Source organism: Ihuprevotella massiliensis (assembly GCA_900095835.1).
GTDB classification, from domain to species: domain Bacteria; phylum Bacteroidota; class Bacteroidia; order Bacteroidales; family Bacteroidaceae; genus Alloprevotella; species Alloprevotella massiliensis.
Genome location: LT608321.1, coordinates 1,766,992 through 1,780,637 on the forward strand (window position 1 = coordinate 1,766,992; position 13,646 = coordinate 1,780,637).

Here is a 13,646-nt window from a genome sequence, read left to right on the forward strand (position 1 = left end):
TGTGGAGATTAGAGATCAAACTTCTTCTTCAAGCGAGTGTGCAAGTTTTGATAGTGCGCACGCACTTCGGGGTTCTTGGCAGTCTTGGCAGACTTTTCGAGAAGTTCGAGGGTCTTGACTGCATAACCAAAGAGCACCACCGCAGAACGGTTGACCATGTTGCCCCAAAGGTCAGCTTGTTCACCGTAGCCCTTACCAAAGTTGAGGAAACCTACTTGTGAAGCTGTGTTGTCATGCACGCAAGTGCCACAGAGGTTAGCGGCTTCTTTGATACTGGCGTCTTGCACATGACCGTTAGTGGCAAGGAGTTGATGACGCAAAGCCTCGGGAGTGAGAGGAGCGGCATCGAGACCACCTTTCAAGCTAGCTTCGAAATCAGCTTTGCTGTTTTGGGTAAGACCCACTTGCAACGCTGTAGGACGAGTGGCGCTTTCTACGTTACCACCGATGTATTTGACGTAGAGTGCTTGGAAACGCATCTCTTGGTCGGTGAGGTTTTCCTTACCAGCGAGGGTTTTCTCAAAGACATTGTTGAAAACATCTTCAGCATATTCGGCTGGTGTGTAGGACGTAGAGTCGAGATAGGCGCTAAGTGCCAAACGCGAAGTCTGATTGATGGCCATCGCCTGGAGGTTGTTGACAAGCAAATCAAAGGGACGATTGGCAGCATAGGGCAAGATAGCTTCCAACTCGCGGTTGCTCATTTGTGAGAAGTCACGAGCTTGATTCAAGAGCCACTGTGCCGAAGCGCGCTGCTTGTCGCGAGGTACGACACGATAGCGAGGGATGCCAGAACTTTCGCTAGACTGTTGGAGGTAGATACCTGCCACATTCACTTGGACATTGTTGACATAGCGATAAGCCTGACTGAGAGCTTCGCGATAGAGGCTTCCTTTGCGTTCGCTAGATTCGTCGTCCTTGATCCATTCGCCGAGGTGGGAAATGATGAACTTGAGGTTCTTCATACCGTAATCTCCAGCCTTGATGGGATCGTCGCCCAAATCTTCGGTGAGGCTTGAGGGATCGAGGATGGGATTGTCTTGTTGCAGACCGTAGCGATAACGAAGATCGTGAGCGTGCTTCTCGATGAGCTTGCACAACTCTTTGTTTTCTGCTACGAAATCACCCTTGAGCTCGGGGAAATACTTGTATGCCCATTCCACCGCATAGTAGTCGTAAAGACCGATGGGAGGAGGATCGAGGTTGGTCACGGGGTCGCCCACTTGTGCCACGTAGTTGTGGCGCGCATAGTCCATGATAGAGGGTGTGGTGCCATACTTATCTGTGAACGACTTAGAACGGAGCGAATCGACAGGATAGGAGAAGGAAGCGCCCATGTTGTGCATAAATCCGAGGGTGTGACCGATTTCGTGTGCCAACACATACTCGAGTGATTTTTGCAAAGCAGCTTCGGGCATCTTCTTGGTGCGGACACTTTCGTCAATCTGTGCCGTTTGGATGAAGCGCCAGTTGGCAAGGATGCTGTTTACACCGCGATAGATGAAGGTGGAACCGTTGATGATTTCACCCGAACGAGGGTCGCTCCATGAAGGACCCATGGCGTTTTCCACACCAGTGGGGACAAATCGAATGCAGGTGTATTCTAGGTTGTCGGGATCGAATTCGGGATCATCGGTGGGATAGTCGCGCACTTGCACCACATTCTTAAAACCGATTTTCTCGAAAGCATCATTCCAACGAACCACGCCTACGTCAATGGCTTTGCGCCAAACGGGAGGGAAGGCAGGATCGACGTAGTAGACGATGGGCTTCTTGGGCTCTACCAACTGTCCAGCAGCAAAAGCAGCTTCGTCCTTGGGTTCAACGCGCCAGCGACGTGCGAAGGTGGCAGGTTCGATGCGGCCTTCGTGGAGCACGTTTTTGGAGGTGAGGAAGATGCCGATGCGCGTGTCGGAAAGACGAGGCGTCATGGGCTTCTCAGGAAGGGCGAGAATGGTGAAGTTGATGCCAGCAGTGACGGGGTAGTTGGTGATGGTGCGTGAAGCAGGACCAGCGGAAATGGTAGCCTTGTAGCTACGCTCCACGAGGATGCTCACATTGTTCTTGAAACTCTTCAAGGTTTTGATGTGAGTCAAGTCGTCGCGTTGCTCTTCTTGCACCTCAATGCCGCTGCTTGATCCCTCAATGACGGGGAAGAAACGGTTGTCTTTGAGGAAGAAGGAACTTGCATCGATGAGCACACTTGCACTGTCCTTGCTCCATCCCTTGATGGGGAAGCTGAGGAAGCTGAGGTTTTTGTAGTTTTGCTTGATGCTCGCAGCCATTTCCTTGGTGGGTTCAGCGGTGGTGAGCAACTCTGTGTTCACGATGTCCATCACGACAGTGCTGTCTTTCTGAATAAAGCGGAAGTGCACAGGGTTGCTGTTGCGGAATCCCACGTTGCCTAAGCTAGGATTGGAGATAGAAGCGATGGTGGCTCCGATAAGTAAGTCTTTGCCTAGGTTCGCTTTGGGAATATCCAAATAGAGTTTGCCATCAGACTTGTGGAGCTTCATGAGAGGACCTGATGCCGTTTGGATGGGGCGATCGGTGAGGATCTTCTCATAAGGTGTTTTCTTGGGCTCAGCTTTCTTCTCGGTCTTCTTTTTCTTGTGGAGAAAACTGAAGATTCCTGCCTCGGCTGGTGCTGCAGCAACCAGCGCGAGGGAGAGGAAAAGCGTGCCGTATAGGATTTTCTTCATAAGATCATCTTATTTCTTCACTCCAAGTGCCTTGTCAATCTTGGCAAGAAGGAGTTGATAGTGGGCTTTGAGAGTGGGAGAAGTGATAGATGCCACACGACGCTGCAAGATGGGTTGGAGCTTCGTGATGGCCACTTGATAGTAGATGTCGGACTTGTCGAGCATGCTTACGCTTACGGTGGGGTAAGGATTAGCAGCAGGATTGCCGAAGTGAGCATCTTGCTCTTCCTCTACTTGGAGGGGAGCATTGAGCAACTGGTCTTTCAAGCCAGCAGGAGCGTAGCCGAGACGCTCGATGACTGAGAAGTAAGCACCAGCAGCGTCATTGTTGTAGCCACGAAGACCAGCGGGGAGCGAAGGAATAGCCTTTTCAGGACCACCAGTCACGATATTTGTGGCTTGGTTGAGGAAGGTTTGTTCCATCAATTGCTCAATGTGGCTAGGCGTGCGGCCAGCGAGGGTAGAAGCAAAGACGTTTTGGTAGAGATCGTCGAAGAACTCGCCCTGGGTGTAGCTCTTGCTGTCGAGGTGTTGTGCAATGATGACACGTGCACGAACGTCGAAGAGATCCTTGATGAGGAATTCCAAGAGCTGATCATAGTAGCTCACGCTCATGTATTCCTTGCGTTCTGCCGCGCGGTCTGCGTGGCGAGTGAAAGTCTTCGCTTCGTTGAGTGCCCAAAGGAAGGCTTGACGTTGGCGAGCCTTAGGCAACACTTGGTAACGAGGAATGCCAGAGTTTTCCTTGCTGATGTTTACAATCGTACCGCCCACGAGGTTCAACACATTTTTGAAATACTGGTGATATTGTTGAGCAATGGCAAGATTGAGTGCCGTCTTTTTGCGAGAATCTTCGTCGTCGGTGATCCACTTAGAGAGATTCTTTTGGATACCCTCGAGATTCTTCATACCATATTGTGTAGCCTTGAGAGGATCGTTGCCGAGGTCTTCAGCCACCACGGTAGGATCGATGAGGCGCACTTGCTGACGCATGAAGCGGAGGTAGGGTTGCTTTGCCTTTTGGTCGGTCCAAGCTTCGATAGCTTCGGTTTCTTTGTCGAGCTCTCCATCATATTGGGGGAAGAAACGATAGTTCCACTCAATAGCGTAGTGATCGTAGACACCGAGTTCGGGAGGAGAGAGAGAGACACCGCGGTCGCCAGGTTGCGCGATGTAGTTGTAGCGCGCATAGTCCATGATAGAAGGCGTGGTGCCATACTTCTGGGTGAAGGTGCGTGAGCGCAAAGAGTCGGTGGGGAAGGCAGCAGAAGCAGCCATGTTGTGCTCAAGACCGAGGGTGTGACCCACTTCGTGGCTCACCACATAGGCGAGAGACTCGTTGAGCAAATTGGCAGGCAAACGATTGCCGCGCACCGCCTTATCTACATTGGCAGTTTGCACGAAGCGCCATTTGTAGAGGAGATCTTCCACGTTGTTGTAGACAATGACAGAAGCATTGATGATTTCACCCGTAGAAGGATCTACCCAAGAGGGACCATAGGCGTTCTCATCCGTGTTGGGGACATAGCGGATGCAAGAGTACGCCAAATTGTCGGGATCAAATTGAGGATCATCCTTGGGGAAGTCCTTCACTTGCACAGCATTCTTGAAACCGGCTTTTTCAAAAGCCTTGTTCCAGCGGAGCACACCTTCGCGCAAAGCGGGTTTCCAAGCCTCGGGGAAGGTAGGATCGAGATAGTAGACAATGGGTTGCACAGGTTCGGTGAGCTTGCCATTGAGATAAGCCGTGCGATCCTTGGGGACAAGACGCCAGCGGTGAGCGAGATACACACTGCGGGTGTGGTCGTCGTTGCCGTTGATGTCAAACTTGGGAGAAGAGAAGATGCCCACGCGAGCGTCTGCGATGCGAGGAGTCATCTTGTGTTCGGGCAAGAGGAGGAGAGAATAGGTGACATCTACCGTGGTGGGAACGTCTCTCATGAGGTAGTAGATGTTCATGATAGAGGCACTCATCTTGTAGTTGAGTTCCACCTTCACACTCACGTTGTTGTCAAAAGCTTTGAGTTGCTTTACAAAGGTCAAGTCCGAATTTGGAGTAGCACGGATGGTGAAGTTGCCCGACTTCGCAGGTACCACGTTGAGCAAGGGATTTGCACGTCCCACGAGCGAAGTAGCGTCGATGAGCACAGCGGTGCTATCGGGGGTGTAGCATTCGATTTTGAATGATTGGAAAGAAGGATCGCGATAGTTGAGGGCGAGCACATCCTTTTCGCGCTCCGTGAGTCCATGTTTGAAGTAGTTAGAGTTGGGCACTTTTGCCACGATGCTACTATCTTGGAGTTCAAAGCGGAGGTAGAGCGGAGTACTATTCTTGAGTCCTGTGCTGAGATAGGTGGGGTCGGACACCGAAGAGATGGTGGCTCCGAGGAGCATTTCACGACCCAGGTATTTTAGAGGAAGTTCAAAGTAAACCTTACCATCGGTTTTGTACAAGGAGATGAACTTACCTTTGGCAGAATCGTATTTTTTGTTTTCAAAGAACTTAGCATATTTGCTTTTTTTCTTCTCTTTCTTAGAAGGCTTGTGAGCTTCAGGTTTCTTGTCTGTGGATGTGGCAACAGCAGTGCTGTCTGCAGCGGGCTTCTTGTTGTCGGCCATTGCCGTCAACGGTTGAAAAGCACCCATCACGGCAAACGCAGCTCCCAATAAGAGGGGAATAAGATTTTTCCTCATCGTTTGATAGGTCTTGTTTAGTGGATAAGAATTATAGAGGGGCATTAACGCAAAAATCTCCACCCCTTCAAGAGAGATGCCTGAGCAACTCTCTTGATGAAGTGTGATTGTAAGTGAGATATAACAGCAGGCGGGAACCTATTCACAAAGGACTACACTAACTCCCTTGGGGAATATGAATGAGCCAACCATCAGCGTTCTGATTTTGCTGTTTACTTTCTGAACATCAAAGAAATCACGTTTCCAGTGACGTTCTGATAGCGCCAGTTTTCCTTGTTCGTGTGCAAATTGAAGGAATACACACTGCCTTGCTTGGAAGTGGTAGAGTTAGTGGCTACGATGAGCTCGCTTTCGTCAGCATTGAGCACCATGGCTGCCACTTCTTCGCCTTCTCCACAAGTGAAGTCGGGAGTGGTGGGGAAATTACCCTTTGACAATACACTGTAAGCATAGACCTTGTTGCCAGAAGAGTAATAAACGAGGTTGGTAGACTGTGAGGCTACAAACTTAGTCTTCGCGTTAAATCCGGCAGAAGCAGGCACTTCAATTTTCGCTTGCTTGAGTTCGGGTTCTGAGTTCTGACGAGTCACGCGAGCGTTGTAACTTCCTGGATAGAGCCACACGTGGTAGTATTTACCTGCGGCAGCATCTTGCAAGAAGAGCGCTACATCGTGGTTCTTGTTGACAGGCACCATGCCGAGAAGCTGAAGACCAGTGAATTGTTCGTTGTAGATCAACTTCGTCTTTTGGAGATTGTCTTTGGCAGAAACTTTTGCATCAGGTGCATAAACAACAAAACCTTTGCTGTTGTCGTAGAGTGCCAGACCTGTGTAGTTGTTGATACCGACGTCAACCCATGAGAATCCTGCGGGAGCCAAGTTTTTGTTGGGCAAAACGATGGCAACATCACGAGATGTACTACTGGTGACTACCAACGAAAGGTCAGAAGTCTTGATGTCAGAGATATCTCCATCTTCGATGACGGTGAGTTTACCACCAGCTTGCTCGTTGTTTAGCGAACCCAACTTGTTAGCATAGAGATAAGATACTGTGCCTGCTGCCTTAGCAGTAGAAACCAATTGCATGGTGTTGCCATCTAAACGATAGATTTGGCTGGGAGAACCCGCAGCAAAGAAAATATCGTTTTTACCGTAGTAGTCGATGATGGTGGCAGCTGTGGGCGCATCGCTAAAAGTAACCTCAGCATTGTTCTTGCTGAGCAAGTCGCGTTCCACGACGCTCTTTGCGCTATCGGGGCGGATGTAGCTGATGATTGACTTTCCGTTGTCATTCGCAAGGACATAAACGCCAGTGCGATAGCGATATTGCACGTGGAGTTTGAAGGTCTTGAAGTAGCTTCCGTCTTCGTTTGAGATGGTCAAGCGGCAGAGGAAAGGATTGTTCTTGTCCTTCGTATAGTCTTTACATTCGTATGCCAAATCCTTTTCAGTAGATACCACCTTACCATTGATTTCCCAACGATAAGACAGTGGCTTAGTCGTATTGCTTTGGTGCACTTCGGGTGCAGCAATGCGAAGTGTATCCCATCGGTCGGCTTTGTATTCTTCCGCCAATGTCTTGTTTACTGAGAGGTAAGACAATTGGTTGACTACACCTACAGATTCGTCAGAAATACAAGAGGATACCCCCAGCATACTTGCAGCAGCCAGCGAGAAGAAGCATAGTTGATTAAATCTTTTCATGAGCTTTATTTGTAGGGGTTATAGGGATTGGCAGGGAGATAGGATTTGTCGTAAGTGGGATCGTCCATCAAGGTGCGATACACTTTCATGAAGTTCAAGAAGAACTGGTTGCTATCGCGTGACATCGCTTCCCAAAAGGCTGCTTCGTCCGAGTTATAGTTGGCCAACATCATGAGATATTTGCGACGCTCAAAGCGACCAAAGTAAACCTCAAAGTATTGCCAATAGATAGGTGCGGTGAGCACGTTGGTAGCTTGTATTTCCACCTTTTGAGCATTGGGGAATTTCAATGCCAAATCGGGAGTCTCTACTAAGCGGAGGACAAGATTGAGGGTGTCTTTATCGGGAGAAAGACCATTGCGGAGCAAAGTCACAGGAACCACAGCGTTCACCGAGTCGGCTGGGATTTCTTGTTCCAGGTTAAATGCTTTGTAATGCACGCCCTCTTTCATCGTGGATGAAGGGTCCACCATCAGCTTGAACTTTTGTGTGCGATTTTGGGGCACACCTGCGAGGCGCACGGGAATCTTCATCACATATTCTTGCGTCTCTACGGGGAGGGCAGCAAAAGAGTAGAACCTCACGGTGTCTTGTGCCTCTGGATAATGGAAATATACCGCATTTTGAGAGTGGTAGAATCCATCTGCGCTATATTCTTCGTCGTAAACGATGCTGTTGCATGAGCCTAACACTCCCACTGCGAGCAAAGGTAATAGCAATATCTGAAAAAAGTGCTTCATGTTGGTAAGTTTTTATCAATTGGTTTGTTGTCCACGACAGCGTGTAAGTGCGAGGTGCACTTACGGTGCTGCCTTGGAAACCAATTATTGTTGCTTGTTACCGAATTCTGTTTCACGATCAGGTCTTGGCAAGACGAAGCGTGCTACGGAAGGTTCGATTGTTGTTCTGCCATCCAATGCCTTGAAAGGCTTGTTGTAGTGCTTCAGTGCGAAGAACACCTGACCTTCACCGGGCATTTCGCGCATACGCTCATTGAGCATTTCTTGCAAGAAAGCGTCTTTGGTCAAGAGTTTTGCATCGGCAACGGGTTGAAGACCGCGGCTCTTGCGCACTTCATCCAAAGCTGCCTTAGCAGCAGTGGCGTCGGTGTCATACAAAGACTCTGCAAGGATGTAGTACATCTCAGGCAGGCGGATCAAGGTAAAGCCTTGAAGCGGATTGGTGCGAATCTCAGATTCGTTGGCAACATAGCGCAAGAAGATAGAAGCACCTACTTCCATGCGGTAGAAAGCAGAGTATCTTACGTCGATGTTGTTGGAAGTGAAGGTCTTTGTTTCATAGAGTGTTTCCACATCTCGGCGTCCTTCTGTGAAGACACCACTTCTTTGGGTCAATCCCACGAAGATGTTGTAGATGCTTTGAGAAAAATCTTTGTTGTTGAGACCGAAGATCATTTCCTTATCAGCAGGGAAACGACGCACGTTTTCAAAGTTGCGAGACTCGGTGAGAGAGAAGTTGTCTTTCGCATCGATCACCTTCTTTGCATACTTCGCAGCGTTCTCATTGTCGCCCATGGTGTAATATACACGCGCCTTGGTCGCATAGACTGCATAGAGGTTGAACTGGCGTGTACGGCCGTGGTCGTAGTCTGTGCGCACGTCGATGATAGGCTTCACTATGGTGTCATTCGCCAAGATGCTCTCAGCAGTGTTGAGGTCTTGGAGGATGCGCTCATAAGTACCCTTCAGCGTTGGCACAGTCTTGTTTGCCAAATCGTAAGTGTCGGCATAAGGCACACCATATTGTGCGTTAGGATTCGTCACATAGTCAGGACAGAAGAGGCGCACCAAGTCGAAGTGGAGGAATGCGCGCAAGCCATAGGCCTCGCCACGCACCAGTTGGAGGTGGCTGTCGCGCAAAGAAGTAGCCTCTACGTTCTTGATGATATTGTTGACATACGAGATGCCTTCATATTGTGAAGTCCAAATGTTGTCGATGATGGGACGCACTTTTGCATTCTGATAGTCGTATTTCAGAATCTCGGTGTCTTTGTCGCTCGTATTGAGTTTGCCAAAGAGTTGTCCAATCTTATCGACAAAACCATAAGAAAGATTTTCGCCATAGAGGTTGGCGGTAGCCATCTTACTATATACGCCATACATAGCGTCGTAGTAACCCTGTGCGCTATTAAACTGGACATCTTCCGTGAGCGTGCCTTTAGGCTGCACGTCCAAGAAGTCGTTGCAAGATGCTGCCGACAGCGCAAAGGCTGCCACACATATTGAGTTGAGGAGTGATTTCTTCATTGCAGTAATGGGCAAAGGGGTTAGAATGAGAATCTCACTGACATTTCCACGCTGCGGGCATAAGGATAGTCAAGTCCGCGCTCGCGCTTGATAGAAGAGAGATAGAAGAGGTCGTTGGTGAGCAATTCCAAGCGCAAACGGGTCAAACCGAGTTTGCGAATCTGCCAGGGTGTAAAGTCATAAGCCACCGAGAGAGATTGGAGCGTGAGGTAATTGTTCACTTGAACGAAACGGCTCGTCTGTTGTGGAGTAGAGTAGTCAGCGATGTTGCGATACTTGGCATAGTTGCCAGGTTGCTTCCATCGGTCGTTAAACACGCGCTCGTCTGCGTTGTATTTAGGGTCTGCACCTTCCACGCGAGTTGCGAGAGTTTGGTTGTAGACCAAGCCACCGAGAGAGTAGCCGAATGAAGCAGAAGCCGACCATTGCTTGTAGGTGAGGTAAGAGCTCAAGCTACCTTGTGCCCAAGGAGCTTCGTCGCCGAAGGTCACCTTGTCGCGAGCATCATAGTCGAAGGTGTAAGTACCATCGCGCTTGATGTAGATTTCACGACCAGTAGCGGGGTCGATACCGGCAGAAGGCACCACCTTAAGAGCGGTGAGTGAACCGCCTTCTTCGTAGATGGGAAGAGGGGCAGTGCCCTTTGCGTTGCGGTTTTCCTCATTCTTGCTCATCAGTGCATTACTGATTTGCTTAATCTTACTCTTGTTGTAAGCGTAAGTGGCAGAAATCGACCATTGCAAGTTCTTATTCTTGATGGGCATCACGCGAGTGCGGAGTTCCACACCCTTATTCTCGATGGCACCCAGGTTTTCGCGTGCAGTGGTCACACCCACAGAAGGAGCTTTCGTCACGTTAACGAGCAAGTCGTCGGTGTTTTTGACATAAGCGTCGAAGGTCAAATCCCAACGTCCCTTGAACATGGTGAGGTCGATACCCACGTTAGAAGTGAGTGTGCGTTCCCAGCGCAAGTCGGGGTTTCCGATGGTCTTTGGAATAGCACCGATGCCCTTCACGTAGTTGTAGCCCGAAGCGTAGTTATAAGAGGTGATGGCTTGGTAAGGCTCGAAAGAGATGTTACCCAAGTAACCGATGCTCGCACGGAGTTTGAGCAGTTCGATGCCCTTGCCTTGGAGGAACGATTCGTTGTGAATGTTCCAACCAGCACCCACACTCCAGAAGGGAGCGAAGCGAGTGTTCTTACCAAACTTAGACGAACCTTCGTAGCGGTAAATCAAGTCGAGGAAGTACTTGTTGTCCCAAATCGAGTTGAGGTTGGCGAAGAAGCCCACAGTGCGGTAGATATTGTCTGAACCGTTAGGCTTGCCTTGTTGATAAGCTGCTGCGAAAGAGGGGTGTGAAAGGTTGGCAGAGTAGTAACCGATGGAAGTGTAGGAAGTGTTGTCGCCATTGTTGGCTTCGATGGTCGAACCCGCAGTGGCACTCGTGAAGAGTTTGCCAAACAAATTCTTGTTGTACGACAACATCAACTTACCTGCATAGCGCAGGAGGTTGCTGTGACTTTCGGTCAAGCTACCGCGTTGTGACATATCCGTCTTTGTGAGTTCGCTGAAAGAGAGAGGCGAAGTGAAGCGGTTGCTGGTGGTCATATCCTTGGTGAAGGAGAAGTCACCATTGAGGCGGAAGGCATCGGAGAACCACACCTGCAACGTTGTAGTGTTGAGGATGTTCACGTTTTCCGACTTCTTGAAGTTGCCAGCTTGTGCTTCGTAAAGTGGATTGTTGATAAAGTTCGACAAGTTCTTTCGCAACGAACCATCCTCGTTGTAAGGCGACTCGTAGGGATTCTGTTGCGTGTAGTCAGAGAACGAGCCATAGGGCGAATCTTCAGAGTCTACCGTCATCAAAGTGGTAGAGTTGTTCACTGAGAATGCACCAGGCTTGTTGTAAGAGAACTTGAAGAAGAGTGAGAGACGGTCGCGCTTAGAACCAATCATGACACCATCGTCGGTGGCATAGCGCAAACCGAGGTTGTAGCGTGCATAGTCGTCACCACCATCGATGCTTAAGCTGTGGTTTTGTGAGAAACCATTGCGCAAAGGCTTAGACAACCAGTCAGTGTTGACACCACTACGCACGATTTGTGCCAAGTGGTTGTATTCGTTGTCCAGACGGTATTGACGTTCTAGGTCTGTGGAGGTGTAAAGTCCAGCCAAACGCTCAAATTCCAATTTTTGTGCGGCATTGAGCATGTGGTAGTCTGTCAAATCGGGAGTCGACAAACGATAAGTACCGCTATAGTTGAGGCGCAGACGACCAGGCTTCATGGTTTTGGTGGTAATCACAATCACACCTGCCGAAGCCTTCGAACCATAGAGGGCAGATGCTGAAGCATCTTTGAGCACCGTCACAGATTCGATGTCGTTCATGTCCATGTCATACACGTAGTCTGCACTTACCTCCGTGCCATCTACGACAAAGAGGGGCATATTAGCAGAACCATCAAAGGTGGCGCGGCCGCGGATGCTGAGTTCAGGACGACTGTTGGGGTTAGAACCCGCCAAGTTGTTTTCTGAAATCACAAGACCAGGCACGAAGCTCTGCAAGCTCTCCAGCACATTCTTTGTACCCATCGAGAGCAGTTGATCTTTTTGTACGGTTGTTTGTGAACCCGTGAAGCTCACCTTCGATTTGTTCACGAAACCCGTAATCACGACTTCGCTGAGCGAGGTGTTGTCGGCTGCAAGAGGAATCGTAGTCTCGTTGCCTGGGAATACGAAGAGCGTTTGGCTCACGTGTCCAAGGTAAGTCACCGTGATTTCTTCACGATTCTTCTTGGTGATGATTTCAAAATTACCATTGTGGTCGGTGAAATATACACCGTTGCCACCTTTGAGCTTAATTGTAGCTCCAACGAGGGGCTCGCCGTTGCCATCAATGACGCGACCTTTGATGACTTTTCCCGTTGGGTCGTTTTGCTGCGCAGTCTGTGCGACGGGCAGAGGGGGCAAGGCTTGAGCCGCGCTTGCCGTCAAGCTCGCGCCTGCCAGCAGGGTGCTTAGTGGAATTAATACTAACCTCATGTGCTTAAGTTGGATGGGTGATTGGTATAATTGTCTTAGTTGATTGTGCGATGCTTGTGTCATCCGATGTTGTGAGAGGAAGGCTTCCTTCCTGAGGCAAGTCGTCGCAATGGAGCTGCCAGAGAAGCGGCAACTGGGTTGTTCTGTAATGTCCCGTTTTCTAAGACTGGAAAGTGCACCCTTTGGTGTATGCTTTCCGAAAGGTCTTCTACTGCAGCGCTGAGCTTTTGCCAGTCATCACAGACGCTCTTGTCTGGCTAGCGAATAATGTGGAAATTATGCTCCGCTTAAAGCGCGCTGAAGCCGTGGGGCGATTTTGCAAATATAGTGTAATCTCATAAAACGACAAAACAGTGCGCGTATTTTCCTTCGATTTTCATGCAATTTCTTCCTTTTGTCAGCTTTAATCTGTTTCCAACTTTATTTTTGCTATGCCTAACAAGCAATTTATGCTACAATTTTCCTGTTTTTAAGTTGCTGGATACATGGCCCATACTTGAGTTTTCATGCTTTTCTATCTACTGATGCATGGAGAGGAAGTGCTTGTTTTGATAAAGTTTTCTCCTATTTTTACGAAAAAATCTCGGAGTTTTTTCAGATTTTCTCCGACGTTTTTCGGAAAATCTCCGACGTTTTTCGGAAAATCTCCGACGTTTTTGCTGTCATCTCCGATGTTTTGTTTTTCTTCTTGCCTACTCTTTTCGTACAATTTGTGTTCAACTGTCTTGCATCATGCCCCACCGATTGGCTGGCGAAAAAGGATAAGATGTGCAGGGGTGGAAACTCCTCGCCTTTCTTCGGATATCGAAGCCTGAAACGAATGTTAAATGCAAGGATTCTATCCTCTCCTCGCGCGCGCATACAGAGATTTTGATGTTTTTGCTTTCACAACCTTCACAGATTTCGTTGTAATGCGTTGTGAATTAGCTTGTAACGCGTGTCTTTCGGACAAACTTTAACAGTTGAGGGCGATTCCGCCGAAAATCTCCGTTTTTTTCTCCCTCCCATCGTGAGTGCCGGCGATGGTTGGAGGCACGGAAAAAACTGGTTTGTGGAGTCTCTCGGTGAAGGTTGTGAAAGCAAAAAGTGCAAAATCCCAGGGAAGGCGCGCGTGTCACATGTGCGTCACGCACGCGTGAGAGCATCGCCCTCGGATGGCTTTACGTTTGCCCTCTGAAAATGCTCCCATGATGGATGGCACAAAAATCGGTTTTTCTGCACCAAACCACGAAAAAC

General features: G+C 49.1%; 6 protein-coding genes. All 6 read right to left on the reverse strand.

Annotated features, from left to right (window positions below):
* Positions 1-8 precede the first annotated feature (8 nt).
* The gene (locus tag BQ2633_RS07260; RefSeq protein ID WP_083233988.1) at positions 9-2,702 is read right to left on the reverse strand and encodes a zinc-dependent metalloprotease; all 2,694 of its coding nucleotides are present in this window, start codon (positions 2,700-2,702) and stop codon (positions 9-11) included.
* A gap of 9 nt (positions 2,703-2,711) precedes the next feature.
* Complete coding sequence (locus BQ2633_RS07265; RefSeq protein ID WP_346048381.1) at positions 2,712-5,396, reverse strand: zinc-dependent metalloprotease; 2,685 nt, start codon at positions 5,394-5,396, stop codon at positions 2,712-2,714.
* A 212-nt stretch (positions 5,397-5,608) separates the two neighbouring features.
* Positions 5,609-7,099, reverse strand: coding sequence for a PKD-like family lipoprotein (locus BQ2633_RS07270; RefSeq protein WP_083233989.1), 1,491 nt, complete (start codon positions 7,097-7,099; stop codon positions 5,609-5,611).
* A gap of 5 nt (positions 7,100-7,104) precedes the next feature.
* Complete coding sequence (locus BQ2633_RS07275; protein WP_075566111.1) at positions 7,105-7,839, reverse strand: DUF4843 domain-containing protein; 735 nt, start codon at positions 7,837-7,839, stop codon at positions 7,105-7,107.
* A gap of 84 nt (positions 7,840-7,923) precedes the next feature.
* Complete coding sequence (locus tag BQ2633_RS07280; protein WP_075566114.1) at positions 7,924-9,366, reverse strand: RagB/SusD family nutrient uptake outer membrane protein; 1,443 nt, start codon at positions 9,364-9,366, stop codon at positions 7,924-7,926.
* Positions 9,367-9,386: 20 nt separating this feature from the next.
* Complete coding sequence (locus BQ2633_RS07285; protein WP_075567285.1) at positions 9,387-12,410, reverse strand: SusC/RagA family TonB-linked outer membrane protein; 3,024 nt, start codon at positions 12,408-12,410, stop codon at positions 9,387-9,389.
* Between the last annotated feature and the right edge of the window lie 1,236 nt (positions 12,411-13,646).

What these genes read in the sequence shown, in the direction of transcription:
- BQ2633_RS07260 (WP_083233988.1), bottom strand. Translation starts at nt 2,702, where the DNA reads ATGAAGAAAATCCTATACGGCACGCTTTTCCTCTCCCTCGCGCTGGTT.
- BQ2633_RS07265 (WP_346048381.1), bottom strand. Translation starts at nt 5,396, where the DNA reads ATGAGGAAAAATCTTATTCCCCTCTTATTGGGAGCTGCGTTTGCCGTG.
- BQ2633_RS07270 (WP_083233989.1), bottom strand. Translation starts at nt 7,099, where the DNA reads ATGAAAAGATTTAATCAACTATGCTTCTTCTCGCTGGCTGCTGCAAGT.
- BQ2633_RS07275 (WP_075566111.1), bottom strand. Translation starts at nt 7,839, where the DNA reads ATGAAGCACTTTTTTCAGATATTGCTATTACCTTTGCTCGCAGTGGGA.
- BQ2633_RS07280 (WP_075566114.1), bottom strand. Translation starts at nt 9,366, where the DNA reads ATGAAGAAATCACTCCTCAACTCAATATGTGTGGCAGCCTTTGCGCTG.
- BQ2633_RS07285 (WP_075567285.1), bottom strand. Translation starts at nt 12,410, where the DNA reads ATGAGGTTAGTATTAATTCCACTAAGCACCCTGCTGGCAGGCGCGAGC.